Origin of the sequence: Peribacillus simplex, assembly GCF_900156045.1 — a bacterium.
GTDB classification, from domain to species: Bacteria; Bacillota; Bacilli; order Bacillales; family DSM-1321; genus Peribacillus; species Peribacillus simplex_D.
On record NZ_FTMX01000003.1, the window covers coordinates 271,358 to 298,339 of the forward strand.

Annotated in this window: 28 protein-coding genes and 1 riboswitch; of the genes, 3 read left to right on the forward strand and 25 right to left on the reverse strand. The window is 42.8% G+C overall.

Annotated elements, in window-relative coordinates; genetic code table 11:
* Window positions 1-37: 37 nt before the first annotated feature.
* Together BW986_RS12725 and BW986_RS12730 are read right to left on the reverse strand one after the other, a co-directional pair.
* The gene (locus BW986_RS12725) at window positions 38-1,093 is read right to left on the reverse strand and encodes a FecCD family ABC transporter permease (RefSeq protein ID WP_076368267.1); all 1,056 of its coding nucleotides are present in this window, start codon (window positions 1,091-1,093) and stop codon (window positions 38-40) included.
* The gene (locus BW986_RS12730; RefSeq protein WP_076368268.1) at window positions 1,090-2,094 is read right to left on the reverse strand and encodes a FecCD family ABC transporter permease; all 1,005 of its coding nucleotides are present in this window, start codon (window positions 2,092-2,094) and stop codon (window positions 1,090-1,092) included. Before BW986_RS12730 ends, BW986_RS12725 begins: the two co-directional genes overlap by 4 nt.
* Window positions 2,095-2,150: 56 nt before the next feature.
* Between BW986_RS12730 and BW986_RS30705 the strand changes: the two genes are divergently transcribed.
* Both BW986_RS30705 and BW986_RS12735 read left to right on the forward strand, forming a co-directional pair.
* Window positions 2,151-2,282 carry a hypothetical protein gene (locus tag BW986_RS30705; protein ID WP_260320841.1) on the forward strand — a complete coding sequence of 44 codons (132 nt, stop codon included), beginning with the start codon at window positions 2,151-2,153 and terminating at the stop codon, window positions 2,280-2,282.
* Window positions 2,275-3,264, forward strand: coding sequence for an ABC transporter substrate-binding protein (locus BW986_RS12735; RefSeq protein ID WP_076368269.1), 990 nt, complete (start codon window positions 2,275-2,277; stop codon window positions 3,262-3,264). Before BW986_RS30705 ends, BW986_RS12735 begins: the two co-directional genes overlap by 8 nt.
* A 65-nt stretch (window positions 3,265-3,329) precedes the next feature.
* Here BW986_RS12735 and BW986_RS12740 read toward each other — a convergent pair whose 3' ends face one another.
* From BW986_RS12740 to secA, 9 genes are all read right to left on the reverse strand, one after another.
* Entirely contained in the window at window positions 3,330-4,523 is a 1,194-nt protein-coding gene (locus BW986_RS12740; protein ID WP_081395622.1) for a PDZ domain-containing protein, read from the reverse strand.
* 214 nt (window positions 4,524-4,737) lie between these two features.
* Window positions 4,738-6,162 carry a S41 family peptidase gene (locus BW986_RS12745; RefSeq protein WP_076368270.1) on the reverse strand — a complete coding sequence of 475 codons (1,425 nt, stop codon included), beginning with the start codon at window positions 6,160-6,162 and terminating at the stop codon, window positions 4,738-4,740.
* Window positions 6,163-6,302: 140 nt separating this feature from the next.
* Window positions 6,303-7,694: a murein hydrolase activator EnvC family protein gene (locus BW986_RS12750; RefSeq protein WP_076368271.1), complete on the reverse strand. Its 1,392-nt coding sequence runs from the start codon at window positions 7,692-7,694 to the stop codon at window positions 6,303-6,305.
* Window positions 7,695-7,789: 95 nt separating this feature from the next.
* On the reverse strand, window positions 7,790-8,683 hold the full coding sequence (gene ftsX / locus BW986_RS12755) for a permease-like cell division protein FtsX (protein ID WP_076368272.1): 894 nt from the start codon (window positions 8,681-8,683) through the stop codon (window positions 7,790-7,792).
* Entirely contained in the window at window positions 8,673-9,359 is a 687-nt protein-coding gene (ftsE, locus tag BW986_RS12760; protein ID WP_076368273.1) for a cell division ATP-binding protein FtsE, read from the reverse strand. Before ftsE ends, ftsX begins: the two co-directional genes overlap by 11 nt.
* A gap of 293 nt (window positions 9,360-9,652) precedes the next feature.
* Complete coding sequence (gene cccB / locus BW986_RS12765) at window positions 9,653-9,994, reverse strand: cytochrome c551 (protein WP_076368274.1); 342 nt, start codon at window positions 9,992-9,994, stop codon at window positions 9,653-9,655.
* A 49-nt stretch (window positions 9,995-10,043) separates the two neighbouring features.
* A complete protein-coding gene (locus BW986_RS12770; protein WP_397222289.1) occupies window positions 10,044-10,859 on the reverse strand; it encodes a YitT family protein in 816 nt (271 codons plus the stop codon).
* Window positions 10,860-11,046: 187 nt separating this feature from the next.
* Window positions 11,047-12,145 (reverse strand): peptide chain release factor 2 gene (gene prfB / locus BW986_RS12775; RefSeq protein WP_142244588.1). Its coding sequence is split into 2 segments (ribosomal slippage): window positions 11,047-12,072 and window positions 12,074-12,145, totalling 1,098 coding nucleotides; the frame shifts between segments, so codons are not numbered across the junction.
* A gap of 170 nt (window positions 12,146-12,315) precedes the next feature.
* The gene (gene secA, locus BW986_RS12780) at window positions 12,316-14,829 is read right to left on the reverse strand and encodes a preprotein translocase subunit SecA (protein ID WP_076368277.1); all 2,514 of its coding nucleotides are present in this window, start codon (window positions 14,827-14,829) and stop codon (window positions 12,316-12,318) included.
* A 419-nt stretch (window positions 14,830-15,248) separates the two neighbouring features.
* On the opposite strand from secA, the gene BW986_RS12785 reads away from it, so the two are divergent.
* Window positions 15,249-15,572, forward strand: a complete 324-nt coding sequence (locus tag BW986_RS12785) for a helix-turn-helix domain-containing protein (protein ID WP_061141195.1) — start codon at window positions 15,249-15,251, stop codon at window positions 15,570-15,572.
* A gap of 140 nt (window positions 15,573-15,712) precedes the next feature.
* Here BW986_RS12785 and BW986_RS29290 read toward each other — a convergent pair whose 3' ends face one another.
* The 14 genes from BW986_RS29290 to flgM all read right to left on the reverse strand — a co-directional run bounded on the left by BW986_RS29290 (window position 15,713) and on the right by flgM (window position 26,866).
* Window positions 15,713-15,853 carry an anti-repressor SinI family protein gene (locus BW986_RS29290; protein WP_081395601.1) on the reverse strand — a complete coding sequence of 47 codons (141 nt, stop codon included), beginning with the start codon at window positions 15,851-15,853 and terminating at the stop codon, window positions 15,713-15,715.
* 30 nt (window positions 15,854-15,883) lie between these two features.
* Window positions 15,884-15,969: riboswitch (cyclic di-GMP riboswitch) on the reverse strand.
* Window positions 15,970-16,607: 638 nt separating this feature from the next.
* Window positions 16,608-17,165, reverse strand: coding sequence for a ribosome hibernation-promoting factor, HPF/YfiA family (gene hpf, locus BW986_RS12795; protein WP_076368278.1), 558 nt, complete (start codon window positions 17,163-17,165; stop codon window positions 16,608-16,610).
* Between the two features lie 252 nt (window positions 17,166-17,417).
* Complete coding sequence (gene fliT, locus BW986_RS12800; RefSeq protein WP_076368279.1) at window positions 17,418-17,762, reverse strand: flagellar protein FliT; 345 nt, start codon at window positions 17,760-17,762, stop codon at window positions 17,418-17,420.
* Window positions 17,762-18,163: a flagellar export chaperone FliS gene (fliS, locus tag BW986_RS12805; protein ID WP_076368280.1), complete on the reverse strand. Its 402-nt coding sequence runs from the start codon at window positions 18,161-18,163 to the stop codon at window positions 17,762-17,764. Before fliS ends, fliT begins: the two co-directional genes overlap by 1 nt.
* Before the next feature lie 24 nt (window positions 18,164-18,187).
* Window positions 18,188-19,699, reverse strand: a complete 1,512-nt coding sequence (locus BW986_RS12810) for a flagellar hook-associated protein 2 (protein ID WP_081395602.1) — start codon at window positions 19,697-19,699, stop codon at window positions 18,188-18,190.
* A 14-nt stretch (window positions 19,700-19,713) separates the two neighbouring features.
* Complete coding sequence (flaG, locus tag BW986_RS12815) at window positions 19,714-20,076, reverse strand: flagellar protein FlaG (protein WP_076368281.1); 363 nt, start codon at window positions 20,074-20,076, stop codon at window positions 19,714-19,716.
* 808 nt (window positions 20,077-20,884) lie between these two features.
* Window positions 20,885-22,108, reverse strand: a complete 1,224-nt coding sequence (locus tag BW986_RS12820) for a flagellin N-terminal helical domain-containing protein (protein ID WP_076368282.1) — start codon at window positions 22,106-22,108, stop codon at window positions 20,885-20,887.
* Between the two features lie 137 nt (window positions 22,109-22,245).
* Window positions 22,246-22,479 carry a carbon storage regulator CsrA gene (gene csrA / locus BW986_RS12825; RefSeq protein ID WP_076368283.1) on the reverse strand — a complete coding sequence of 78 codons (234 nt, stop codon included), beginning with the start codon at window positions 22,477-22,479 and terminating at the stop codon, window positions 22,246-22,248.
* Window positions 22,479-22,922, reverse strand: a complete 444-nt coding sequence (fliW, locus tag BW986_RS12830) for a flagellar assembly protein FliW (protein WP_076368284.1) — start codon at window positions 22,920-22,922, stop codon at window positions 22,479-22,481. Before fliW ends, csrA begins: the two co-directional genes overlap by 1 nt.
* A gap of 8 nt (window positions 22,923-22,930) precedes the next feature.
* On the reverse strand, window positions 22,931-23,512 hold the full coding sequence (locus tag BW986_RS12835; protein ID WP_311316556.1) for a DUF6470 family protein: 582 nt from the start codon (window positions 23,510-23,512) through the stop codon (window positions 22,931-22,933).
* Window positions 23,513-23,553: 41 nt separating this feature from the next.
* On the reverse strand, window positions 23,554-24,432 hold the full coding sequence (flgL, locus tag BW986_RS12840) for a flagellar hook-associated protein FlgL (protein ID WP_076368286.1): 879 nt from the start codon (window positions 24,430-24,432) through the stop codon (window positions 23,554-23,556).
* A 15-nt stretch (window positions 24,433-24,447) separates the two neighbouring features.
* Complete coding sequence (flgK, locus tag BW986_RS12845; protein ID WP_076368287.1) at window positions 24,448-26,007, reverse strand: flagellar hook-associated protein FlgK; 1,560 nt, start codon at window positions 26,005-26,007, stop codon at window positions 24,448-24,450.
* A 29-nt stretch (window positions 26,008-26,036) separates the two neighbouring features.
* The gene (locus BW986_RS12850; protein WP_076368288.1) at window positions 26,037-26,525 is read right to left on the reverse strand and encodes a flagellar protein FlgN; all 489 of its coding nucleotides are present in this window, start codon (window positions 26,523-26,525) and stop codon (window positions 26,037-26,039) included.
* 77 nt (window positions 26,526-26,602) lie between these two features.
* On the reverse strand, window positions 26,603-26,866 hold the full coding sequence (gene flgM, locus BW986_RS12855) for a flagellar biosynthesis anti-sigma factor FlgM (RefSeq protein WP_076368289.1): 264 nt from the start codon (window positions 26,864-26,866) through the stop codon (window positions 26,603-26,605).
* Window positions 26,867-26,982 lie beyond the last annotated feature (116 nt).

The following is a 26,982-nucleotide window of genomic DNA, read 5'->3' on the forward strand; positions in this document are numbered from 1 at the left end:
CCTAGAGGGTGGCTGCTTCTTTCTGCATTTTCCGGATTTACGAATTTCTCGTTTTATATAGTAAATAAATGAAGTATGGTGCCCCGATGCTCGCTGTGAAGACACCAGCCGGTATTTCCAAAGGTGAGAATAAGGTCCGTCCAATCAAATCCGCCACCATAACCAGGATGCCCCCAAGCAAAGCTGAAGTGGGCAGTAACACACCAAAACTCGAACCAACCAGCCTTCTGGCCATGTGGGGTGCCATTAATCCCACAAATCCTATTCCGCCGGCAAAGGCCGTGGATCCACCAATCAAGGCCGTACTGATCATCAATAATGCAAACCGCTGTTTTTGGACATGGCCCCCAAGCCCCGTTGCAAGGTCATCGCCAAGCTCCTGTAAATTAATATTCCTGGCATACAGGAAGGCGATTAACAGGAATATAATCGTCCATGGTGCCAGTACAGCGATATTATTCCAGGTGGAGTTTGACACTGACCCCGTGATCCAAAGGTTGGCCTGGCTCGCTTGATAGACTGGGCCAAGAATCATCATCATCGTAGTGAGTGCCTTCATTAAAGCCATCACCCCGATCCCGATCAACACAAGCCTTATCGGGGGAACTCCATTTTTCCAGGCTAATGAATAAACAAGAAAGGCCACGACCGTCGCCCCAATGAATGCAGCTAACGGCAGCCAATTGATGCTCACCGTTAAAGAATGATTCTTATCGCTAAAAATGGCCAGGAATCCAACGACCGCTACAGTCGCTCCTCCTGTTATCCCCAAGATATCCGGGGAAGCAAGTGGATTTCGAATCATCCCTTGAAGGATCCCTCCAGCTACGGCAAGGCCCATCCCTACCAGCAAGGCAACAATTATTCTAGGCAGGCGGAAAGATTGAATGATAAGCCGATCGCTCTCCGTCCCCCCTCCGATAAAGACCTGGAGGACACTTAACGGATTTATATTCATTTCACCCACTCCAGTACTGATCACAAACACTAGTGAAGTGGCTAAAAATAATATGAAAATCACGATCATAGCTTTTTTATCCATCAAGAATGATATTTTTTCATTAAACAAACGAAAACTCTTATATGACTTCATCGACCGCTGAACCCCTTTCTAGCAATATAGATAAAGAATGGGGTCCCGATTATGGCTGTCATGACTCCAACCGGAACTTCTCGAGGCATCAGGATATACCTGGACATGACATCGGCCGCAATCAAAAGCACCGCCCCGAAAAGTCCAGAGAAGGGAATCAACCAGCGATGATCGATGCCTACTATAGAACGGGTAAGATGCGGAACGACGATTCCTATAAAGCCAATCGGACCCGCAACCGCCACTGATCCGCCAGCGAGCAGTATGATTGCCAGTCCCAGGACCAGTTTAAGGAAAACTATATTCAGTCCAAGGCCTTTTGCAACATCTTCACCCATTGATAACACATTCATTTTACCGGACATGATCAAGGCAATGCCCCATCCTACGATAAGATAAGGCAGGACGGCAACTAAATTGTCCAGACTTCTACCGGAAACCGATCCGGCAAGCCAGAATAGGACTTGATCTAAAAGAGCCTCATTGGAAACAAGAAGACCTTGGGTAAGTGAAGCTACCATGGCCGTCATGGCCGCACCAGCCAATGTCAGCTTCATCGGTGTCAAGCCGCCGCGTCCCATGCTTCCAATCATATATATGCTTATCGCGGCTATGGCCGCCCCTATGAATGACAGCCATGTGAATACTTGAAGATTGCTTATCCCAAACACGGTGACCCCAGTGACAACCGCCAACCCCGCCCCGGCGTTGACCCCGAAGATATCTGGAGAGGCCAGTGGGTTTTTAGTTAGCGTTTGCATCAAAACCCCCGAGATGGCTAAACTTGCACCAATTGCCGAAGCAATCAGGGCACGCGGAAGTCTGACTGATTGAATGACGATGTGTTCATTCGTCCCATTGAAATGTGTAAAAGCATCGATCGCCATTTTCCATGTCGTATCTGTATAACCGTATACAATGCTTGAGCACAGTAAAAACAGCAGCAAAAGAATGGTAATGAACAGCCCCATCCATTTCTGCCATGTATATTTTAATAACATATCAAGTTACCTTTCCAATCACGTTTGTATAGTAATATTTTACTGGTGGTAACGGGATGATGTCAACGAATTTGAGAATCATTTTCATTTATATATTGACAGAAAAGTATATTCATTTTATGATGATGCTGTTAAGTGCGAATGATTATCATTTGCTGAAAAACTGGGAGGGATACATAGATGTTTAGATTTAAGTCATTATTAACGATTTTTACAATATTTGCAGTCTTTCTTCTAGCAGCTTGCGGGAATTCGGATGATAAAGCCGATGGAAATAAAGCTGAAGACAAGAAAGAGGAGAAAGGCTACACAATCGAGCATGCCATGGGCACTGCCGAGTTGAAAGAAACGCCTAAAAGAGTGGTCGTTCTGACAAATGAAGGTACTGAAGCATTGCTTGCTTTAGGAATTAAACCTGTCGGTGCCGTTCAATCATGGCTTGGTGACCCTTGGTACGACCATATTAAAGATGATATGGATGGGGTCGAAGTTGTTGGTGTTGAACATGAAGTTAACTTAGAAAAAATCGCATCACTGAAGCCTGACTTGATTATCGGAAGCAAGATACGCCAAGAGGCTGTTTATGATAAATTAAATGCGATCGCCCCTACCGTTTTCTCGGAAACATTAAGAGGAGATTGGAAAGAAAACTTTAAACTATATGCAAAAGCCTTGAACCTTGAAGAAAAAGGTAACGAAGTAATTGCAGAATTCGATAAAAACACAGAAGATCTTAAAGCTAAATTGGGTGATAAAGTAAATCAAGAAGTTTCCATTGTTCGTTTCATGGCTGGAACTACTCGTATTTATTACACAGATTCATTCTCTGGAGTGATTTTCGATCAATTAGGATTTAAACGTGCAGAACAACAGAAGGAACTATTCACTGCAGACAATAAATTAGGTAACCTTGCCATTGAGGTTGGGAAAGAAGTCATCCCTAAAATGGATGGAGATATTCTCTTCTACTTCACTTACGCTCCTGAAGGGGACAAACAGGCCCTAAGCACAGCAAAAGAATGGACTAATGATCCACTTTGGAAAAACCTTGATGCAGTCAAAAATGGAAATGCCCATGAGGTTAGCGACGCAACTTGGAATACAGCTGGCGGAGTAATAGCAGCTAATAAAATGCTGGACGATATAGAAAAGATCATGCTTGAAAAGTAATATTTTGAAAAAAGGCCTTTCTCGATCTATTCGAGAAAGGCCTTTTATTTTATATTAATGTATCATTAACCCACTTGTCCGCTTTCCTTTAATTGATCGTCTACGAACAAGATGCCCAATTCGTAATGCTCCCCGTCAAAAAGAGCTCTTTGCACAAAACGTATCTGTTCATTATTATCGATGACCTCAAGCTTGCAATGTGCCCGGTTTATTTGGAGCGCCCGGTATAACTCTTCTTCTTCCCTGACGACGACCCCATTTATTTTAGAAATGACCTCGCCTTTTTGCAGCCCCATTTTATCTGCCGGAGATTGAGGGATAACGCCCAAGATCTGGACACCCAGCTTACTTTTCGAAAAATAAAAAGGAAGCTTTTGATCCATTGCCTTTTGGGTATAGTGCAGGAATTCACGACCAAGGATTGCTAAAACAGCCGTTATGATTGCCAATGGAGGGTACCAGTATCCCACTGCCGCCAATAGCGTAATCACAATTCCCAATGCCCCTACCTTTTTGCCTTGCGCCCTAATGGCCAGTTCCGGAAGCGTCCCATGAACTTTTTGCTTAAAGCCGATTAACATGGGCAGTACGATCGGCGATAGGGACATGTCCCCGATTGAAAAAACCGGATACCAATCGAAAGGCACTGGAAGTTGTCCTCCAGGAATCATGACGAACATGGGAATCAGCCAAACTCGCTGTGAAACATACACACCTATCGGCTGCCCCCTCTTGGATACCTCCAACTGAGGAGAGACCTTTTCACTTCCATTGCCAGCAATCAAAAACCCTTCAACAATCAGTAATAACCCTATCAAAATAACAAGTGTCGGATATACGGACCGATCAAGCTGATTAAAGGCATCCTGAAATAAAGCCAGCTGGACATCACTATCATTTAAAAAGAAAAGGATGAAGAAGGTGAGTCCCACTGTATAAACGGGGGAAACAAACCTCTTTTTCATGGATAGCATGGACAAAACCGTAACCACTGCCATGATGAACAGAGCCGCCAAAGGAATGGCTAGTCCAGTAGCCAGCGTGAGGAAGGAAAGGATCAATCCCCATATCAATCCTTGAGGTAACATGGAACGCAGCTCCATGGAAAAACCGTAAATCTTCGTATTGAAATCATGGCGTTCCCGTTTAACGCGAAGATAGCCGATGAATAAACAATAGGCAATCGAAACATAAAGCAAAGGATGAAGGAAGAGTTTTCCTAATCCCATTAAGCATGCAATCAGCCAATCCGTTGTCAATTTCTTTCCACCATCCTCAAAAGTAATCAAAATTTTGTCAAATTTCGTTCTGGTCAGTTACCTCCTATTCTATCAAAAATGTAACCTTCATGCCTATTAAGATGCAGAAAAAGTAGCTTTATCTTAAGTCTCCCCTATACTGCCTTCATGTTCGCAGGCAAGGCTCGATCAAATGCAAAAGAGGCACCGCTCCAAGGGGAACGGTGCCAGCAATTTATTTCACTAAATAATTCAAAGCCGTACGTAACTGAATATCATTATCTTCATCCTGGATCTTATCCAGAATGGCGGATTCCAGATGTGCTGCGGTTTTAGCGTCCAGTTTACCCGTAACTTCCAGTCCGAATTGTTTTTGGAATGCCTTTACTGCAATTTCCGTACTCCAATCATAATATCCATCCTCACGACCCGGTTCAAACCCTAGTCCTTTCAGAATGCTTTGGGCATACTGGATTTGTTCATCATTCATATCCCGCTGCAACACCTTCTCGATGGCCAGCTGATGTGCATCAAAATACTCCGGTTGTTTCACTTTAATTGTCGGTTTGATCCCTTTTTTATGGATCCAGTTCCCTGAAGGTGTCAGCCACTTATATAACGTAAGTTTAATCTTACTGCCATCACCCATTGGTACAGCTTGCTGTACAGTGCCTTTCCCGAATGTCTTCTCACCGACCAATGGATAGCCTCCCGCCTCTTGCATCGCGCCAGCCAGGATTTCCGAGGCTGAGGCGCTGCCTTTATCCGTCAACACGGCAATGGGATAAGCTTTCGCTTTCTTAAGACTTGTAAAAAAGGATTGTGTTTCTCCCGTTCTTTCCGCAATTTGCAAATAGGGTTTGTCTTTTGTGATAAACTCACCAAGGATCGTTTCCACACTGGACAGAAGGCCGCCTGGATTGCCGCGTACATCTATGACCAAGCCCTGGATTCCCTTCTTTTCCATCTCCTTCAACTGCTTTTTGAAATCAGTCGCAGTATTTTCCGAGAATGTGGTCAACTCGATATAACCGATTTGTTCTCCGGTGACTTCCTTAATTGATGAAAATACGGTATCCAACGGAATTTCGGCACGCACCATATTGAATTCTAGAGGATTGTCCACCCCTGCCCGCTTTATTTCCATTTTGACGGGTGAACCTTTTTCGCCACGGATTTTCAGGCGTGTCTCATACAGATCCAAACCTTCGACACTCTCGCCATTCACCTTAAGGATTTGATCTTTCGGCTTTAATCCCGCTTTTTCGGCAGGTGAATCTTTGTAAGGAGAAACAATGATGACCTTACCATCTTCCATTCCGATTTCAGTCCCAATCCCTTCAAAGGAGGAGTCCAGGGTTTCATTGAATTGCTTAGCGGTCTCCTTGTCCATATATACGGAATAAGGATCCTTCAACGCTGACAGCATGCCTTGGATGGCCCCTTCGACCAGTTTGGAACCTTCAACCTGTTCTACATACTGGCTTACGATCAAACCGTAAGCTTGTTCAACTTTTGCCCATTCCTTATCCTTCGATATTGCTTGGCTTTCATCCTTTACTTCATTCTTGGCCGAGAAGCTTGTCCAATATATGCCCCCCACTGCTCCAATGGCTAATGACATGATGATTGCTAGAGGAAGTACCCATTTTTTGACCATATTTATCCCCATTTCTGACCTGGTATGTATTTCACTATATGAGGGGAGTGGAAATAATATGCTTATAGATAAAAGTGACACCACAAAAAAACAGACCAGGAATTTAATCCTGGTCTGTTTTCTCATTGATATATTGGGTATTAATTAGGTATATAGTTTAATGGATTAACAGCATTTGACTTGCTATAATTCCATGGGCCTTTATGTAGTTCAAAGTGTAAATGCTGACCGAAGGAATGTCCTGTGTTACCCATGATTCCAATTTGTTGACCTTTGGCAACTACAGCACCTTCGCTTGTTAATCTAGAGCTCATATGTGCATACACTGTAGTCCATTGCTGACCGCCGATTGAATGGGTAACGAAGACGACGTTACCGTATGAACTGGAGAAGTAAGAACGGCTTACGACCCCGTCTGCTGCCGCTACAATTGGAACCGTTCCGCTAGCAGCGATATCGATGCCGGCATGCTGTTTATTCCAGCGTTCACCCATTGTTGAAGATACATAACCCGCACTTGGTCTAGTGAATGTACCCGATGATACAGCTGGCGCTTGACTTACATTAGACGAAGATTGTGAAGGTGATGATGAGCTGTTGCTTTTTGAACTATATCCTGAAGAAGTGGATTGTTTTTTAGATTCGGATGCTTGTGATGCTTGAGAAGCTGCTTGTGCTGCCGCTTGCGCTGCTTCTTGCTCTGCACGTTTTTTCGCCTCGGCTGCCGCTTTTTTACGGGCTGCTTCCAATTCGGCAAGACGTTGATGCTCTAAGCTGATGGCAGATTTGATCGCTCTTTCTTGAGCGGCAAGATTCGCTTTCTCTTCCTCTAGACCCATCTTCTCGTCTTCATGCTTTTTAGTTTGTTGCTTTAATTTCTTAACCAAAGCATCCTTTTCTTGCTTCTGCTGTTTTTGCTGCTTTTGAATTTCCAATAGTTCAGCTTTTGCCACTTCTAAACTGGCTAGCTTCGTTTCTACAGCTTTTTGCTTTTCTTCCAGATCCTTTTTATCCAGCTCATGCTGCTTTAAAATATCGCGGTCGGCTTCAGCGATTGTCGCTACAGCTCCGACACGGTCAACTAAATCCCCAAAACTGGATGATCCGAATAATACTTCAAGGTAGTTCACGTCCCCGCCAGTCTCCTGGAAAGAAAGGGCCCTTTCCTTCAATACTTCATTACGTTTGGCGATCCGCTCTTTTAATACTTTAATCTCTTCTTTCAATGCCTCGATTTCTTTTTTCGTTTGTGTAATTTCAGCATTTTTGGCATCGATCTTTTTTGCGGACTCGGCAATTTTCGCTTCAAGGGCAGCGATTTGATCTTCTGCTGTCATTTGCTTATCCTGCAGGTTATCGATTTTCTTTTCCGTTTCGGAAATATTCGATTCTACACCAGAACGTTTTTCCTGGATGGATTCTTTCTGTTTCTCTAAATTCGAAATCGACTCAGCATAAACCGAAGGTGCCGCTAGAATGCTTCCCAACCCGATCATGATGGAGGCATTCATGGCAATGATATTTTTTTTCAACGTTTCATTTCCCCTTTCAACCCGTTACATCCTTGCCTTGTAACGTCTCTCTATTTATGTCTGGCTTCTTTTGGCTTTCGAGTAAAGATTCACTTTTATACTTTCAAGAACTTCCTGACGGACATCAAGCTGCCCCATATCCCGATAACGGCACCAATTACGATGAGGATGGCCGAAACTTGATAAATAAATGGATTTGCAGGCAGGAAATCTATGAATTTGAACGTGATTTGCGGTGCTGCATATTTATATAGATTGTAGTAGAGTACTGCTACCAGACCTATCGGAATGATGGAACCAAGGACTCCCAACCAGAGACCCTCCAAGAAGAATGGCCAACGGATGAACGTATTCGTCGCTCCTACCAACCTCATGATCTCAATCTCTTTTCTTCTGGCTACAATGGTAATTTTAATCGTATTCGAAATCAGGAACATTGCAGTAAATAGTAACCCTACAATAAGAACGATCCCTATGTTTCTAGCAATATTAACAAAGCTGAATAGTTTCTCGACGTAGCCTTGTCCATATTTAACACTTTGGATATACTCCAAACCTTCGATCTTTTTTGCCACCTTGATGACATCTTGCGGGGATTTCGTTTTGATAACATAAACGTCCCTTAATGGATTATCCTGTTCAAATGGTTTAAACGCATCACCATTATCTCCTAAATCATCTATTAAATTGGTAAGCTCTTCATCTTTTGGAGAGAAAATCACTGATTCTATGCCGTTCATCTCTGTAATTTGCTTACCAATTGCTTTTATATCGTCATCATTCGCCGCATTATCAATATGTGCCCGAACTTCGACATCTTTCTCCACATTTCCCGCGATATGATTTAAATTCATCATGAGCACTAAAAAGACGCCAACCAATGTTAGAGTGACCGTTACTGCACTGACTGAAGCAAACGTCATCCATCCATTACGGCCAATATTTTTAAAACTTTCACGGAAGTGACGGAGCAATGTTCTAAATTTCATATCCGTAATCACCTCGATGTTCATCGCGAACTATTTTTCCACTTTCAATGGCAATGACACGTCGTTTAATATTGTTGACGATGTCCCTATTATGAGTGGCCATGACAAGCGTAGTTCCGCGTTTATTAATTTCTTCAAATATGTTCATGATTTCCCATGATGTTTCGGGATCAAGATTACCTGTAGGCTCGTCGGCTATGACTACCTTAGGGTCATTGACGATCGAACGGGCTATTGCAACCCTTTGCTGCTCCCCACCGGATAACTCGGAAGGCAGCATCCTCGCTTTATGTTTAATGCCAACCAGATCGAGAACTTCCATGACTCTCTTTTTGATTTCTTCTGGTTCCTTTTCAATAACTTCCATAGCAAAAGCTACATTTTCATATGCAGTGAATGTTTGAAGGAGTTTAAAATCTTGGAATACCATACCGATATTACGGCGGAATAGGGGAACTTTCGAATTGCGGATACTTGGAAGGCTGAGGCCATTGACCAAGATATTACCGCTTGTAGGCTTTTCTTCCCTATACATCATTTTGATGAAGGTCGATTTTCCGGCACCGCTCGGACCCACTACATAAACGAACTCGCCTGCCTTTATTTTCACATTGATTCCATTAATGGCAATTACGCCATTTGGATATGTCTTTTTCACATCTATCATTTCTATCATTCTAAAACCACCTAATTTGCTTGGATTATCACTATGTACCAACAGCTTTTTCGACAATTTTCACTGAAATCTGACAAGAATCTCTCTTACTTGAGCACAGAAACATTATAACATCATATTTTGTCAAATTAAGCATAAATAATATTACAGTTTCATTTCAGTTAGACATATATCAACATCTATGTAATAATTCCAGGATTTGATTGCTTGATAAGGGATTAAATGTGAGTTGTTCCGAGGTTTTAAAGGAGTCTAAATGAAACGTCCTGCTGAAGCAGGACGTTTGTCGATCATTACTTATGTCCAGCAAGCCATTCTGCGACCATACTCGCTTCCTTGCCCTGGATTATACCTTTTGGCATTCCACCTTGGCCATTCGCAATGACTTTTTCGATGTCTTCTTTCGAAAGCTTAGAACCGACCTTCGTTAAATTCGGTCCCACGCCGCCTTCAAGATTCACCGCGTGACAGCTTGAACATTTGTTTTCATAAATTTTAGCGGCATCACCGGCACCTGCCGTAGTCGTTTCATTATTTTCACTTGCAGGCTCTTTATCTGCCGCATCATCGTTCCCACCGCATGCAGCCAAGGCCAAAGAAGTACCCAGAACTAAGGCTAACCATTTCACTTTCATTGAATTTACCCCCTCTGATTTATACCAGCACAAGAACATTATACCAATTTCAATCCAGTTTAAAACCCTCCCCAAGTACCTCCGATGCGTCCATTACAATTACAAACGCTTTAGGGTCAACGAGTTTCACCAATTGTTTCAATTTGGTGAATTCCGACTGGTCTATTACGCACATCAAAATCGGACGAGTAACATCCGTATAGCCGCCATACCCGGATATGCCTGTTACACCCCGGTCCAGCTCATGTATGATAGCATCCCTTACTTCCATTTCTTTATTCGTGATAATTAATGACATCTTCGACCGGTTCAATCCAATCTGGATGAGGTCAATCGTCTTGCTTGTCACATATAGCCCTATTAATGCATAAAGCCCTTTTTCAATATCAAAAACGATGGCAGCACTTAAAACGATGATTCCATCAATGACAGCCACACATGTCCCCAATGACAGATGGGTATACTTATGGAAAATCTGTGCCGCCAAATCGGTCCCCCCTGTGGAGCCCTTCCCGCGAAAGACGATCCCCAGCCCAAGTCCGACCATCATCCCCCCGCAAATCGAACCAAGCAATGCATCGTTCGTCCATGCATCCCAATCCTTTGTCAGAAATACCACTAAAGGCAAAAACAAGGTTCCAATCAGGCTCTTGGCTCCGAAATGTCTTCCAAGGATAATAAGCCCCGCAATGAACAAAGGGATATTAAAACCCCAAAGTACATAAGCCGGCTCCCAACCGAGAGTTGAATCGAGAATCGTGCTAATCCCGCTGACCCCTCCGGATGCAACCTGGTTAGGCAGTAAGAAAACATTAAAACCAATGGCAATTATGGCCGAACCGACAATCACCAATCCATACTCCATTAACTTTTGAATTAAAGGGTGCTTCTGCTCCCGGTACCTTTTCTTCATTTTGCGTATGTCTCCTCGAACCATCATTATTATCTAGTATTGGCCGAACGAGGTAGAGCATCCCTTTTCCATCCTGTAAATGTCAGCCAGGAAATCATAAAAAAAGCCGGACCGGGGAAACCGGTCCGACTGGCTGATCTTATAATTTTGAACGCAAGTACGCATCAATGAACATATCGATATCCCCATCCATGACTGCTCCCAAGTTTCCCGTCTCCGCACTAGTACGGTGATCCTTAACCATGGAATACGGGTGGAATACATAAGAACGAATTTGGCTGCCCCAGCCAATTTCCTTTTGCTCACCACGGATTTCATCCAATTCCGCTTGTTGTTGTTCAATTTCACGTTGATACAATTTTGCTTTCAGCATATTCATGGCCTGGGCCTTGTTTTTGATTTGAGATCTCTCGTTTTGGCATGTTACCACGGTGTTCGTAGGTATATGGGTGATCCGGACTGCGGAGTCCGTTGTATTGATATGCTGACCACCTGCACCACTTGCCCGGTACGTATCGATTTTCAAATCTTCAGTCCGTACTTCTATATTGATCGTCTCATCGAATTCCGGCATGACTTCACATGAAACGAATGAAGTATGGCGTCTCCCTGAGGAATCGAAAGGAGAAATCCGGACAAGACGGTGTACCCCTTTTTCCGCTTTCAAATAACCATAGGCGTTATGTCCTTTGAAAATTAAAGTGACACTCTTGATTCCAGCTTCATCACCTGGAAGGTAATCAAGGGTTTCCACTTTGAAGCCTCTTTTTTCACCCCATCTTGTATACATACGAAGCAGCATGGAACCCCAATCCTGGGACTCCGTTCCGCCTGCACCAGGATGCAGTTCGAGAATGGCATTTTTCGAATCATATTCTTCACTTAGTAAAAGTTGAAGTTCAAAGTCATTCATCTTTTGTGAAAGAATCGTGATTTCTTCTTCCAGCTCAGCCAAAAGTTCTTGATCATTCTCCTCTTTCACTAATTCATATGTCAAATCCAGATTTTCATATGATTCATTCAGTTCGGACAATTGAGTGACTTGCTCTTTCAATGCATTCGTTTCATTGATGACAATTTGTGCTTTTTGCTGATCATTCCAAAAATCGGGATGTGTCATCTCATTTTCAAGCTGTGCGATTCGTGCCTCTTTTTCATCTAAGTCAAAGAGACCCCCTAAAGTCCGTTAATCGTTGCGCTGTCCGTTCAAGTTCATTTCTTATTTCTGCTAATTCCATTTCTCTTCACCTCATTAAGTATGTTAAAAAAAATCCCTGAAGAGGGATTCGTTTCATTACAAATAAACCTCTTAAAACTATATGCAAATATATGGCTTTATGCAAACTAAACATGAAAAGAGGCGGCAAGCCTTACACTTAACCGTCCCATATTCATTATACACCTAACTTTAGCCTAAATTGCCATGGCAATTCTTATATTTTTTACCGCTGCCGCATGGGCATAACGCGTTTCGGCCAACGTCTTCCTTTTTACGGGCAGGGGCCTTTTTCACTTTTCCCCCGTCTTCTTCCTTCGGATTGACCGCTTGACCTTTAATGACTTCCTTACGCTCCAAATTGTTGCGGATTTCTGCCTTCATGATGTATTTGGCGACTTCATCTTCCATTGAAGCAATCATGGCTTCAAACATTGCGAAACCTTCAGATTGATATTCACGTAACGGATCGATCTGGCCATAAGCACGAAGGTGGATCCCTTGGCGCAATTGCTCCATCGCATCAATATGGTCCATCCACTTACTATCGACTGCACGAAGAACGATTACTTTTTCGAATTCACGCATTTGTTCTTCAGATAGCTCTTCTTCTTTTTGGTCATAGCTTTCTTTTACTTTTGCTAAAATGAACTCAACTAACTCCGATTCATTTTTTCCTTCCAATTCAGCTACAGTGATTGAACCTTCATTAAATAGGTTACCATTCAGGTAATCCACAAGGCCTTGTAAATTCCAGCCTTCCTCATCACCCATCGGTGCAAACGCGACAACATTTCGCTCGATGGATGCCGTAATCATCGTTTCGACAATCTCACGTAAGTTTTCACTTTCCATGACATCGAAACGCTGTTTATATATAATTTCCCGTTGTTGACGGAGAACATCATCATACTGCAGTAATTGCTTACGTGAATCGAAGTTATTGCCCTCGACCCGTTTCTGTGCAGATTCAACGGCCCTTGTCACCATTTTACTCTGAATTGGCTGGGAATCATCCATACCAAGGCGTGCCATCATGTTTTTCATGTTATCCGAACCGAAGCGGCGCATCAATTCATCTTCCATTGATAAATAGAATTGAGTGACCCCCGGGTCTCCCTGACGGCCTGACCGACCACGCAGCTGGTTATCTATACGCCTGCTTTCATGACGTTCCGTGCCGATGACGGCAAGGCCTCCAAGCTCCTTGACACCTTCACCAAGCTTGATATCCGTACCGCGCCCTGCCATGTTCGTAGCAATCGTAACTGAGCCCTGATTACCTGCATTCGCAATGATTTCCGCTTCACGCTCATGGTTCTTGGCATTCAAAACATCGTGAGGGATTCCTTTTTTGGATAAATAGGCGGAAATGACTTCAGATGTTTCGATGGCAACCGTACCGACAAGCACTGGCTGACCCTTTTGATGACGCTCGGCGATATCTTCCACAACAGCCTTGAATTTCCCATCAGTCGTCGCGTATATAAGATCTGCCCTGTCATCCCTGATGATATTCCTGTTTGTCGGGATCGCAATGACATTCATATTATAAATATTGCGGAATTCCTCTTCTTCCGTTTTGGCTGTACCGGTCATACCTGAAAGTTTTTCATACATCCTGAAATAGTTCTGGAATGTAATCGTCGCAAGAGTCATGCTTTCATTTTGAATTTCAAGTCCTTCTTTCGCTTCGATCGCCTGGTGGAGACCTTCACTGTAACGGCGGCCTTTCATCAAACGGCCAGTGAATTGGTCAACGATGACTATCTCGCCTTCCTGGACCACATAATCCACATCCAAATGCATGGAAACATGCGCCTTTAACGCCTGATTTATATGATGATTCAAAGTAACGTGATTAATATCGAACAAATTATCGATATTAAACGCTTTTTCAGCCCGATTCATCCCATCTTCCGTCAGCTGTACACCTTTTGTCTTTTCATCATATGTGTAGTCCGTTTCTTTTTTTAAGGTTCTCACAAACGCATTGGCCTGGATATAAAGCTGAGCCGATTTTTGTGCGGAACCGGAAATGATCAATGGCGTTCTCGCCTCATCGATCAAAATCGAATCGACCTCATCAATGACAGCAAAGTGCAGCGGGCGCTGTACCATCTGTTCTTTATATAACACCATATTGTCACGAAGATAATCAAAACCTAACTCATTATTCGTACTGTACGTAATATCCGCATTGTACGCCGCCTGCTTTTCTTCTTTAGAATGACTGTTCAAATTCAATCCGACGGTCAAACCAAGGAAATCATACAATACACCCATCTCGGTGGCATCACGGTGTGCCAAGTATTCATTGACAGTAACGACATGTACACCTTTACCGGTAAGCGCGTTTAAATAAACAGGCATGGTCGATGTTAAGGTTTTACCTTCCCCTGTTTTCATTTCGGAGATATTTCCATCATGAAGGGATGCCCCACCCATGATTTGAACACGGTAAGGATATAAGCCCAGAGCACGCTTTGCACCTTCACGCGCAACCGCAAAAGCCTCGACAAGCAAATCATCAACGGTTTCCCCATTTTGATAACGCTCTTTAAACTCATCCGTTTTGGCACGCAACTGTTCATCCGATAGTGCAGCCGTCCCATCAGCCAGTGCTTCGACCTGATCGGCGATTTTTTCTAAACGTTTGATTTCTCGCTTATTCGGATCAAAAACTTTATTTAATATATTAAGCATTCAATAACGCTCCTCTATTATGGTAATGATCGTTCAATGACTAAATTCATATAAGTAAGAAGAAACACATCTTCTATTATTACTAATGCACGCTTAATTTTACCACTTCTATTCTAGAGGTACAACTTCATGTCACTTGCCTGGTATAGACCTGAATTCAATTCTTGAGAAAAACAATGGATAAATGAGGAGCAAAACTGTTAAAATAGAAGGAAGTATATAAAATATGTTGCAAACTCCCCACTATTCCATGTGTAAATGAGAATTATCCATAACCTTCCATCACTAGATGCTGTGTCCTCTCTAGCGATAGCATGTCAAGGTAATCCAACCTTACAGGCGTCATGTTTTGAATGATAAGGTGGGCTATTGAAACTTAATAGCGGAAGATAAATAGAACATGTTTCGAGGTGGTATTGATGATTGGTGAACGTGTAAAAAAACTGCGAGAAGAAAAGAAAATGTCGATGACTGAACTTGCCGATAAAGCGGGTGTGGCAAAGTCTTATTTAAGTTCGCTCGAGCGGAACTTACAAACGAATCCTTCTATTCAATTTCTTGAAAAAATCTCCGCCGTACTTAACATTCCTGTCGATGCCCTGCTTTATGATGCACCAAATAAGGAAACTTTGGACAATGACTGGATGAAAATCGTTGAGGAAGCCATGAATTCAGGTGTTTCAAAACAACAATTCAGGGAATTCATCGAGTTTAATAAATGGAGAAAAGATAAAGAAGAGTAGAGTGGTAGTGCACTAGTTTACCTACATAATCCAAGTTTGAATAAACTAGACTCGCCAGAACCTCAAGGAGAAATAAACCCTATAAACAGCTAATGAATCGAACCACTGTTTATAGGGATGTTCTCGATCTTGTTCGGAACCTATTTTCCATCGTTCTCCTCAAATGTTACCTCAAGGCTTTCCCTTTTCAAAAAAGCACTGATTTCCTCTTTTTTGAAACCCAAGCTCCTTGCTTCTGAAATCAATTTCACCCATTCTTGATCCATTGCCACATTAGCCACCTCTTCTACCTCCTAAAATACTCTTGTATTTCAGGCAGACCAGCCATCATAGTCATAAGGACCTTAGACCTGTGCCTTTGCGCCCCAATCTTTCAATAAGTTTGCCTTTGTCGTGGTATTTATTACCAAATACAGCGCTTATAATCATATTATAATGGATATACACTCCATATATTGCTATTTTATGTCGGTAATCCACATAAAAGCAAAAACTTTTATCCGACAAAATATTACAATATTAAGAAAATTCATGGTGCAGGTAAATTATCTTGGACTAAATCAATTTCGTTTCTTTGTATAATAGTGAATATTGCTCTTCTTAATAGTTGGTTGGGGTATATTGATTCTCTCAATTATAAGTGCATCGAAGGCTTTTTACGCAGTTAAATCCTCATCGCAGGTCGGGCAAAGCCAATTTCCATATTCCGCACTGCTAAAAGATGCCCTATGGCATGTATGGCAATTCTTTTGATACAAGTTATCCAACCCCTCTGCACCTTGATCAAATTGTTTTTTTATAAAATACTATACGTTCTTTTTAAAGAACCAACAATTCGAGTATAGTGCAAAAGATAGAGGTGATTAAATAGGTAAAACTGACTATTTATCTTAATAAAGAACGATTTTTGTTCCTCGGAATAATCTTTTGGTTTTTTAGAGAACAAAATTTTCTTAGTAAATCCAAAAGTAAACGAATCCTATCAAAAAAGCACAACCCAGAGGCTGGGTTGTGCTTTTGATCTTAGATTAATAGTTAACTAGGTTCAATCAACCCATAGCGTCCATCTTTTCGGCGGTACACTACGTTCGTTGTATTCGTATCCGCATTCGTGTAAACGAAGAAACTGTGACCAAGCATATTCATTTGTAAAATAGCCTCTTCACTGTCCATCGGCTTTAAATCAAAGCGCTTATTGCGGACCACTTCAATATCATTATCTTCTTCGAATTCATCCACCACTTCGTCAACATCCGTATTGAAGGCGAATGCATCGGGTGTAGTAGATAGATTGTTCCGGAACTTACGATTGACCTTCGTTTTATGTTTACGAATTTGGCGTTCAAGCTTATCATTGATCAAGTCAATGGCAGCATACATATCCGCATTTTCCTCTTCAGCGCGAAGAACCAAATTCTGCATGGGAATCGTCACTTCGACCTTAGATGTATTATTGTTCACTTTTAAATTCACTAACACATTTGCATCTGGTGTATTGTTAAAATATCTTTCTAACTTGCCAATTTTCTTTTCGACGTATTCTCGAATTGCTGGAGTTACCTCAATGTTTTCACCGCGTACGTTGTAATTCATAAAGTGAGTCCTCCTTAAATTAAGACTATACAGTTAGATTCTACAATACCCCTCCGGTTCCCTTTAGAAACACATCATGAAATATGTCGAAATAATAAAACAATTGTCGGAAGGTTTGGAAAGGGTTGATGTCTGCCCTAGCTTCATTATATCAAATGCTATGCTATAAAGAAAAAATTAAGCCTATATTATTTACAGAAAATTTAAAAATATTTAACATAAAAACCGTTTGGAATCCAAACGGCAGGATAATCAATTTCTTTTATCATAAAACATGCCATCCACTGATAGACTTTCATACGGGTTCGTGTATTTACTGGATGATCGTTTCTTCTTATTTATTTCAAGGATATCCCGCTGTATCTCCTGCTTTTGGAGCTTCAGCAAGTGATCGACCTGCTGGTTGAGCGACATGACTGCATGTCCCAATTGTTGCTCTTCACCAGTAAACGGCGGTTTGATTTGGGAAAGAAGCCCATCCCGCCGATCAATCAGCTTTGTAACCCTTTCTATTTTATCATCACGCTCTGTAATCGTGCGATCTTTCAGAACGGCAAGCAATTCAGCAGTCAAATCATGAAAGGCTCTAATCACCATTACACTTGACCGCTTTGGGTAAATTGTTTTTTTCGATTGATCTGGATTACTTCCTTCCAAGTATTCCTGAACTCAGTAACAAGTCCCTCCACTTCTTCCAAGGCAGCAACATCATTTTTCATATTCGCTTCGATCAGACGCCGGTTCATGAAATCATACAGACTCATCATATCTTTGGATACATCCGCATCCATATTCAGCGTCACCATCAATTCGCGGATAATGTTTTGCGCCTTGATGATGTTCGTATTCTTCACTTCGATATTTCCTGCTTCAATGGCCTTCTTCCCAAGCATGATGAACTTCAAACAGCCATTATAAAGCATTAATGTAAGCTCTCCCGGGGATGCTGTATTGACCGAATTTTGCTGGTACGATTGATATGGATTATTTGTCGCCATACTTAACTTCCTTTCCGACTTACCTTAACTAAAATAAGAAGCTAACGATGCACTTTGGCTGTTTGCCTTTTGAATCGCTTTTTCCATCGCCGTGAACTGGTTGTAGTAACGCGATTCCAATTTCGTTAACTTTGCTTCAAATGTTGAAATCTTCTTATCCAGCCCATCAACCAATTTTCCGATTGTAAAATTGTTATTAACATAGCCGGCCTTTCCGGCTTTTTCAGTAATCACCTTCATCGAGGATTCTATATCATCCCTTAACCGGCGCGCGAGGCCTTTGTCGCTCTTTTCCGAACCATTGGCCATGAACATATCATAAATCGCATTGGGATCCTCACTAATGGCCGCCCGGAGCTTGTCCTCATCAATCGTTAATTTACCGCCCTCCAAATAATTCTTGGTCGTGGTGATCCCCAAACTGCTGAGATTGTTTTTTCCCGTGATTCCATCCACCGAGGTGTATAGGGATGACCTCATCGTGGTCAGGAGACTTTTTAATGTCGAATCGCTTTTTAACGTTCCGCTCTTCGCTTTTTCTTCCCACAGCTTCACTTCATCCTCTGTCATTGCCTTCTTTTGCTCCGAGGTAAGCGGCGTAAAGGAGCGATATTTCGCTTCACCCGTTTTATCTTGAACCTTTTTAATGACTCCATTGTATTTATTCACAAACTGTGTGATTGTATCCAGGATGGCATCCACATCAGCTGTTGATGAGAATGTGACTGTATCGGTCGTTTTTTGCTTTACCGTTATTTCCGCTCCATTAATCTGAAACGTATTCGAAGGCCGGGAAATTTCCAGTCCATTATAAACAATCGACGCATTTTCCCCTTTTGAGCCGCCAGTCCCTTCATTGTTACTGCCCATTTTTAACGTATCGAAAAAATCTCCGGTGCCTCCCAATTCAATTTCAGGCCGATCTTTTACATCACCGGTATTTTTAGCAGTGATGGAAAACTGCTGGGACGTTTCATCGAAAAATAGAGTCACTCCCGAGTTAGCGTTAATTTTATTAATGACACTCTCTAACGTATCGTCCGCATTAAGGGTAAGCGTATACGGTTTTTCCACTATCACTCCATCTTTTACTTCCGTATCAAAACCGCCATCTTTATTGATGGCGAGTATCGTAATATCTTGTGGTGTCGTGAAACCCAATTCCGATAGTTTCTTTTTGGGGTCGGTAACAGCTGATTTATCCGTACTTGTCATGGTTGCTGCTTTGGCAAGTCCATTCACTTGTACATTCCCGGAAAAATCACTGGTCGAATTCACATTTCTCACTGATACAGCATCTGGATTCGATACCGAAACCTTCTTTTTAATAAAGGAAGACTGCTTCCCGATTCCATCACGAATGAGCGTATCCAATTCTGATAAGGCTGTATTGATAGAGCGGTAATCATCCCGCTGCCACTCGGAATACTGCTTTTTCTGTGTTAATTTATCCAATGGCACCCGTTCTGCCTGCATCATGCTCTTAACTAGTTCATCAATGTCCATCCCGCTTGCTAAACCACTGATTCGTACCAAAATTGATCACCCGCTTATATTTTTTCATCCACCATTATGCCGACAAATTCCGTCATTGCCGCATAAAAATCCAATAACTTCTTCGGAGGTATTTCCCTGATCGTCTCATCCGTCACGTCATCGACTACCTTGACATAGTACTCATTCAGCTCCTCATGATACTCAAAACGAACGGCCGTATGTGCCGGGTTCAGGAAGGTGTTCAAACTATCCACCATTTCCTGCACCTTTTCCTTTGTAGGCTCATCAGTAGATTCCACACTTTGCTCCGAATAGGCAAGCGTATTCATTTCCCGCTGATAATATGAACTGATTCCTTCCGAGATTGCTGTTCTAAGTTGTGAGGAAAGAATATTCGTGGACAAACTCTCCAGCATCTAAATAGCCCCCAATATGATGTCTTTACTTTTTATATCGGTTCTTACAGTATTATATTTAGTCACTCTTAGATTTTGGTTGCACCTGCAGACATTCATTAAAGATCCTTGGCTATAAAAGAGATTCTACTAAAAAAACTCCAGAAAAATATCTAGGCTTTTAAATTTTGGCCGTTGATTTCCACTCCAGGCACTCGCTTTCCGCGGGCGGTCCGGGAGCCTCCTCGGCGCCTTTGCGCCTGTGGGGTCTCCCTTGGACTCGTATTCCCGCAGGAGTCTCGTACCTTCCGTTCTAATTAGATCTCCATGAAATATAAGGTGGAATCCCTATTGCCCATACGTATTGAGGGTTTATACTGTGACCGTTGACTTCCACTCCAGGCACTCGCTTTCCGCGGGCGGTCCGGGGAGCCTCCTCGGCGCTTTGCGCCTGCGGGGTCTCCCTTGGACTCGCATTCCCGCAGGAGTCTCGTACCTTCCGTTCCAATCAACTTTGTTTTAACAGTTAGATTGCTCCTTTTACCTAAGTCTTTTTTATAATAGAAGGATTAAAACTGAGGTGATAATCGCTTCTCTACTTTTTGAAAAAATTATGACTGACTATTTAATTTTAGGACTTCTCTTTTTATTCATCTATTAGGATTGTAGCCATAAGATTCCTTGGTGACGTAACGAATGACCCCCTACTTTTTAAGGGGCAGTAATCTCTTTTTTTATACATGTAGTGTTCCTTGCAACCTACAATCAGTACAAACAAAAGAGCCTAACACAAAGTGTCAGACCCTTTATTGTTAGGCTAACGATTCAATTAACGAAGTAACTGAAGAACGCCCTGCGGTTGCTGATTTGCTTGAGCTAACATTGCTTGAGATGCTTGCGCCAAGATAGAATTTTTAGTTTGCTCCATCATAGTTTTAGCCATATCTGTATCACGGACACGCGATTCAGCAGCAGTCAGGTTTTCAGAAGAAGTTCCTAAGTTGTTGATCGTATGCTCTAAACGGTTTTGGTTAGCACCTAGTTTAGAACGTTCAGCTGATACTGTATCGATCGCTGTTTGGATTTTTGTGATAGCTGCTGATGCGTTTTTAGCATTAGAAACATCCAGGCCGGATTCAACACCTTTAGAATCTGTACCATTGCTTACATTTGTACCAGCTGTGAAGCCTGTACCTGTACCAGTCAATCCAAGAGCACTTGCACGCATGTCACCAATTTCAAGTGTCAGGCTTTGGTTTTCGTTAGCACCGATTTGGAATTGCAGACCTGCGCCAGCTTCTACAGCTTCTTTGGCCTCAACAGCTTCTTTTCCTGCTGTATCTTCTGTGAATGTTGCACCTGATGGGCCTGTAGAAGATTCTTGACCTGTTTTTTGAGTTAAAACAAACTTACCTGAATCTTCGGTTGCGGTATACTTAGCGGACAAAGTAGCATCTGCATTCACTAAAGCAGCTAATTCAGCAGCATCACTAAACTCCCCTGCACCTGGTGTACCGTTATAAGTAAATGTTGTTCCATCAATCTCAATATCGCTTGTACCCGGTGTAAGGGAATATACACCAGCAACTGCTGCTTCTGCTTCCACTGCTGCTTGAGCTTCTGTTGCTGAATCCTTAGAACCATTCAATAATTTTTGTGTATTGAATTCAGTCGTGTTACCGATACGGTTGATTTCAGATGTTAATGAATCCATTTCCTTTTGGATTTCTCCACGGTCACTAGTTGTATTAGTATCCGTTGATGCTTGTGTAGCAAGTTCACGCATACGTTGAAGGATGTCAGTCGTTTCGTTCAATGCACCTTCAGCCGTTTGGATCAATGAGATGGCATCTTGTGAGTTACGGGAAGCTTGGTCCAAGCCGCGGATTTGCCCACGCATTTTTTCAGAGATTGCAAGACCGGCTGCGTCGTCGCCTGCACGGTTGATGCGCATGCCTGATGCTAGTTTCTCCATTGATTTGGATTGCGCATTCGTTGCACTTGATAATTGACGGTGCGTGTTTAGAGCTGAGATATTGTGATTGATAATCATTTATGTTTCCTCCTTGAGTCTTAAGTCCCCACGTCCATGTGGTTGTTTACGATGGGCAGTGAATAAGTCGGCCGCCTATTTCACTGCCATCGTTGTATAGTTAATATCGACCTGCTTGGAAACATATTTAGCGGATTTCACGATTTTTTCTTGAAATACTCATTTATATTTTCCAGAAAATTGGTTTCTGTTTTTGAGGCTTTTTTATTTTCCTGCTGGATGGACAGGTAGATTTCCTTCCTATGGATATCGACGTTTTTAGGGGCATTAATCCCCAATTTGATCTGTTCCCCCTCGACGGACAGGATCGTAATTTCGATATCATCGCCAATCATGATCGCTTCATTTGGTTTTCTGGTCAATACGAGCATCATTTCCCCCCCTGTTCTTCTGGAAGTTCAAACAGTCTGTGCTTTGTACGGTATTCACTAGCATTCATGATAAATTGCTTACCGACTTTTTTGGGGCCGTTCATGATGATGGGAGCCTGGAGATTGGCCGTCGTTTCATTGAAAGGATCCTGGATCGTTAAGATGACCAAAGTGATGACTTCCAGTTCCGTTTCAATTTGTAAAGAAGATAACACTTCATCCGTTAGCTTCACTTCGTAATCATGAAACACTTCGAAAGGATCCGTCACAATGAAGGCAAGCTCTTTTGTTTCTGTCGATTGCAGGACGAAAAATGGCGTGTCATCCAAAGCTAGCAAGCAAAACTGTTTTTCTTCTGAAAATCCTGGTATCCCGCTTTCAAATATATAAATCTCTTTCTCTGCCAATTCGAGTTCACCATGAAATTTTGTTTGTATGATCATCTATGTTTTCACTGCCCTATCCCATCTGGAAATAAATCGATGAAATCTATATCCAGCGCATTTTTTTGTAGAATTTCGAGATCCACAATTCCTGGTGTGTATGTATGGTCCGCCCCATTGATTTGAGCATCAATGATCGGTTTTTGTACGGTTGCTTCAATCTCCACTCGTGCTGGCTCGTAATCCAGCTTCACGCTGAAATGAGAGGGAATCCAGCCGAGATTGAATTGCTTATCAGGCCCTTTGCTGTTTTGCCTGGCCTGTTCAGCGAGTGGATTACCGCCTTTTTCAATATGCCTAAGCTCCGTTCCCTGCTGGGCACGTCTTGCCATACCCGCCAGCCAATCTTGATATCCCTGCTTCGCAAATTCATCGACTCTTCTTGAGAGGCTTTTCAAATCCATGTCTTCCCTTGCTTGTGACTGATCGATCGTCAGCTTGCCTGGGGTCGTTTGAATTTCCAGTATGGCTTGCGGCTGTTCGATGGATTGGACCGCCGCCTTCTGTACGATTTGCTGTACAGGCTGCTCTAGATTCAATCCAATCTTCATCGGGGTGGATTGCAATCTGATTTGTGGAATCTGCATCATCAACACTCCTTATAGAAAAAAGCTATCCATTTAAGAATAGCTTAGCGAAGAAAATCCAATAAACTCGGTTGCATGATTTTTGCTCCGATACTTAATGCTGCACTATGGACACTTTCCTGGGTCGTCAAATCCATGATCGCCTTTTCGATATCGACATCCTCATTTTTCGAAAGGATTTCAGTGGCAAAAACCTCCTGCTGCTTGAGACGGTCCGCCATCAGCTCCATCCGATTCTGTCTTGCGCCAACCTGTGCCTGCATGCCTAAGAAAGTATTTATCGTTGCGTCAAGCCCTTCAAGCGTCCCGCTCACATCCCCGCCGTTTTCGAGTGCATCGATCGTCTGGTCGATGCTTCCGCCGGCAGCGAGTGCCTCACCAAAAATCTTGGAACCGTCCGTATTGATTTTGAGGGAAATCCCGGAAAACACTTCAAGGTTTATGTCCCCTGTGCCATACACCGTATTTCCATTTGCATCTTTAACGGACGATGGCCTCACATTCGTATCCTGGCCGTTGAAAATATACTTCCCGCCTATTTGTGTGTCACCGAGAGTTACGAGATGTTCTTTTAATTGTTTAATTTCTTCAGTAATGGTTTTAAGTTGTTCCCCTTCATACGTGCCATTACTGCCTTGAACTGTTAATTCACGAATCCGCTGCATGGCGGAAACCGCTTCCGTAATGGCATCATCCGTGCTGTCGATCCAATTGGCCGCCTCGGCAATGTTACTTTGATACTGCCCTATTTGATTGAGGTTTGTCCGGTACCCCATCCCCATCATGGCCGCAACAGGGTTATCGGATGGTTTGGAGAATTTCTTTTGAGAGGAAACCTGCTCTTGCAGCTTGGACATCTTTTCGTAACTGCTGCTTAAATTGCTCAACATATTATTGGTTAGCATCGATTGCGTTACCCGCATGTTCGTCCCCTCCTATTATCGGCCTGCCGTACCCATTCCGTTTATGATTTTATCGAGCATTTCATCCATCATCGTCATCATTCTTGCAGATGCGTTGTATGCCTGCTGGAATTTGATCATGTCCGTCATTTCTTCATCAAGGGATACGGAACTGACGGACTCCCTATTTTGATTGACCGATGCAGCAAGCACGACAGAATTGGAAAGGTTCTTTTGGGCGCTTTGGGAATCCACGCCAAGCTTTCCGATGATACCGGAATAATAGGTGTCGAAGCTTCCCGTCAATTCGTCAGAGTTTTGGTCTTTAGTCGAGTACTCACTGAACTCCTTCTTTTTAAGGTCAGCCAGGAGTTTGGCATTTTCATTATCACCGGATGCCCCTCCGCTTTTTCCGCCTGCGGCTATTTTTGTTGGATCCTTAACGATTTCACCATTCACCTTGATGCTTTGGGCGGCACTCTTACCAGGTTCAAGTTCAAAGAAGTTCAATGTTGAAGTGTTGTCATTACCTAAGGCATACCCTTGTTTATGGATGGCATTGAACTCATTCACAAAAGCCGTCGTCATATTATCGAGCTTTTTCAGCATATCAGGATAAGCGCCGCCGATCGTGCCATCAGCCTTCTTATAGCCGAAGCTTTTGATCAAACCGGATAGTTCTCCAGAGAATTTGTAATCCGTCAATGTTTTCGAACCAAACTTCAATCCGTCTACCATACCTGTCTTTTTATCATGGCTAACTACAACTTTTGAAGTTCCCACCATCCCGCTTTGGTTAACACTGACAAGATTGATGGGCGGCACAAAAGACGAACCGTCTTCTTGCATCAATTCGATGTTGTATAGCCCTGTAGCCACATCGCTGGCCCTGCCGTAATCCGTCGGAATGACGTTATTCACTTTAATGCTGACAAGCTGCGAGAGATTGTCCACGAGTACATCCCGTTTATCATAAAGGTCATTGGGGATATAACCATGCGGCTCCACTTTACTGATCTGTTGGTTAAGCTGATCAATACTGCTGATGAGCGTATTGATTTCGTTCGCTTTGACGTTTATCTGATTGCCGATATCCGTTTGAACATTCGTTAGCGAGTTATAGTAGTAGTTCAGGGTATCCGCGACCATGACCCCCGCCGAGGCAACGACTTCACGGGCCCCGGAGTTTTCCGTATGGGCCGTCAGCCCCTGCAGCGAATTCCAGAACTTCTCCATCGTGGCTGCTAATCCGCTGTCGGTCGGTTCGTTCATGACCCCTTCCATTTTCGTCAGGGATTCGCTCATGGCCCCGTAATAACCGATTTTATTACTTTGTGTCCTGTATTGTACATCCAGAAAACTGTCGCGGATCCGCTGAACCGTTTCAGCTGCCACCCCTGTCCCGATATGGCCGGCAACACGCGGGCTGTTCAAACCGACAGTAGGAAAGCCCGACGTCTGGACCATGTTGACCCGCTGCCTTGAATATCCTAATGTATTGGCATTGGCCACATTATTTCCTGTTGTATACAAGGCTCCTTGAGAGGTGGATAATCCGCGCTTGGCAGTCTCAAGACCCATAAAGGTTGAAATCATTTGCTCGCCCCTCCATCTTTTTCTGCTTCTTATGCTTTGGAATCAAACATTCCCATGCCGATTTTCGCCGCTTTCCTAACCGAATCCCCGTAATTCAAATTCTGGTTCCGCGGTCTCAGAATATCCAAAGATACATTGATGAATTGAAGGGACTGATAGATCAATTGCTGATTTAAACCGTTCCTCTCCTTCAGCTTTGCCACTTCATCAATCAATTCCGCTTTTAGCATTGCAAGGACTTCCGTATCTTCAGGTCCTGTCAGTTCCGTCACGGTATGGATGGAGGCAGGCTGTCCCGCCATTCCATTGGCTACAAGAAATTCCCCGACTGCCCTTTCCCTTTCCTTATCCGTTTGACCGATGGCTTTAATATGCTTTTGTTCCGAAATCAGCAGGGCAGTAATCGCCTCGGTATCATTTGCTTTCAAAATGGCCGTTTTCCTTATCGCCAATTGATTGAAGCTTTTATGAAGCTTGATCAATTTTTCAAGCGATCCGATGATGTTCCGTGCAGACATGTTCCTGCCTCCTCCGCTCATAAATGAAGGACGGAAAATGGCTCCGTCCACTTCATTCAAGCTTTTACATTGAAAATTCATTTCCGGTAAAAATCGATGAGACCCTTTGCCGTTGCTTGTGCATTCAATTTATAATTTCCTTTTTCAACTTGGATTTTCAATTCGTCCACTTTTGCTTGTCTTGCAGCAAGAATCGGGGATGATTGCTGCATTTCTTTTGCCGCTGAAGAAATTTCTACTTTATCCGAGGGTTTGACCTTGGACTCTTTGATATTCCCCGTTTTATTGGCTTGTAGTTTATAAGGGTTAACACCTGTCATACCGACGTTATTGATTTTCATATTCCAGATCCTCTCCTTCGGTCGATTTTATAAATCCCATAATGTTTCGATTCCTTAACACATGAAAATGGCTCTGGACTGTGTTATTCTCCCTATCTTTAATATCGACAAGGATT

Excerpts from the sequence above, each read along its gene's own strand:
- BW986_RS30705 (WP_260320841.1), top strand. The coding sequence starts at position 2,151 with ATGATGTCAACGAATTTGAGAATCATTTTCATTTATATATTGACAGAA.
- BW986_RS12835 (WP_311316556.1), bottom strand. The coding sequence starts at position 23,512 with ATGATGCAGATTCCACAAATCAGATTGCAATCCACCCCGATGAAGATT.
- fliT (WP_076368279.1), bottom strand. The coding sequence starts at position 17,762 with ATGGTGATTAGAGCCTTTCATGATTTGACTGCTGAATTGCTTGCCGTT.
- BW986_RS12725 (WP_076368267.1), bottom strand. The coding sequence starts at position 1,093 with ATGAAGTCATATAAGAGTTTTCGTTTGTTTAATGAAAAAATATCATTC.
- BW986_RS12770 (WP_397222289.1), bottom strand. The coding sequence starts at position 10,859 with ATGGAGTATGGATTGGTGATTGTCGGTTCGGCCATAATTGCCATTGGT.
- BW986_RS12745 (WP_076368270.1), bottom strand. The coding sequence starts at position 6,162 with ATGGTCAAAAAATGGGTACTTCCTCTAGCAATCATCATGTCATTAGCC.
- flgM (WP_076368289.1), bottom strand. The coding sequence starts at position 26,866 with ATGAAAATCAATAACGTCGGTATGACAGGTGTTAACCCTTATAAACTA.
- fliS (WP_076368280.1), bottom strand. The coding sequence starts at position 18,163 with ATGGCGACAAATAATCCATATCAATCGTACCAGCAAAATTCGGTCAAT.
- BW986_RS12850 (WP_076368288.1), bottom strand. The coding sequence starts at position 26,525 with ATGTCTGCACGGAACATCATCGGATCGCTTGAAAAATTGATCAAGCTT.
- hpf (WP_076368278.1), bottom strand. The coding sequence starts at position 17,165 with ATGAATTACAACGTACGCGGTGAAAACATTGAGGTAACTCCAGCAATT.
- cccB (WP_076368274.1), bottom strand. The coding sequence starts at position 9,994 with ATGAAAGTGAAATGGTTAGCCTTAGTTCTGGGTACTTCTTTGGCCTTG.
- ftsX (WP_076368272.1), bottom strand. The coding sequence starts at position 8,683 with ATGAAATTTAGAACATTGCTCCGTCACTTCCGTGAAAGTTTTAAAAAT.
- ftsE (WP_076368273.1), bottom strand. The coding sequence starts at position 9,359 with ATGATAGAAATGATAGATGTGAAAAAGACATATCCAAATGGCGTAATT.
- BW986_RS12820 (WP_076368282.1), bottom strand. The coding sequence starts at position 22,108 with ATGATTATCAATCACAATATCTCAGCTCTAAACACGCACCGTCAATTA.
- BW986_RS12735 (WP_076368269.1), top strand. The coding sequence starts at position 2,275 with ATGTTTAGATTTAAGTCATTATTAACGATTTTTACAATATTTGCAGTC.
- flgK (WP_076368287.1), bottom strand. The coding sequence starts at position 26,007 with ATGATTTCAACCTTTATGGGTCTTGAGACTGCCAAGCGCGGATTATCC.
- BW986_RS12730 (WP_076368268.1), bottom strand. The coding sequence starts at position 2,094 with ATGTTATTAAAATATACATGGCAGAAATGGATGGGGCTGTTCATTACC.
- BW986_RS12785 (WP_061141195.1), top strand. The coding sequence starts at position 15,249 with ATGATTGGTGAACGTGTAAAAAAACTGCGAGAAGAAAAGAAAATGTCG.
- flaG (WP_076368281.1), bottom strand. The coding sequence starts at position 20,076 with ATGCTGGAGAGTTTGTCCACGAATATTCTTTCCTCACAACTTAGAACA.
- fliW (WP_076368284.1), bottom strand. The coding sequence starts at position 22,922 with ATGATCATACAAACAAAATTTCATGGTGAACTCGAATTGGCAGAGAAA.
- csrA (WP_076368283.1), bottom strand. The coding sequence starts at position 22,479 with ATGCTCGTATTGACCAGAAAACCAAATGAAGCGATCATGATTGGCGAT.
- secA (WP_076368277.1), bottom strand. The coding sequence starts at position 14,829 with ATGCTTAATATATTAAATAAAGTTTTTGATCCGAATAAGCGAGAAATC.
- flgL (WP_076368286.1), bottom strand. The coding sequence starts at position 24,432 with ATGCGGGTAACGCAATCGATGCTAACCAATAATATGTTGAGCAATTTA.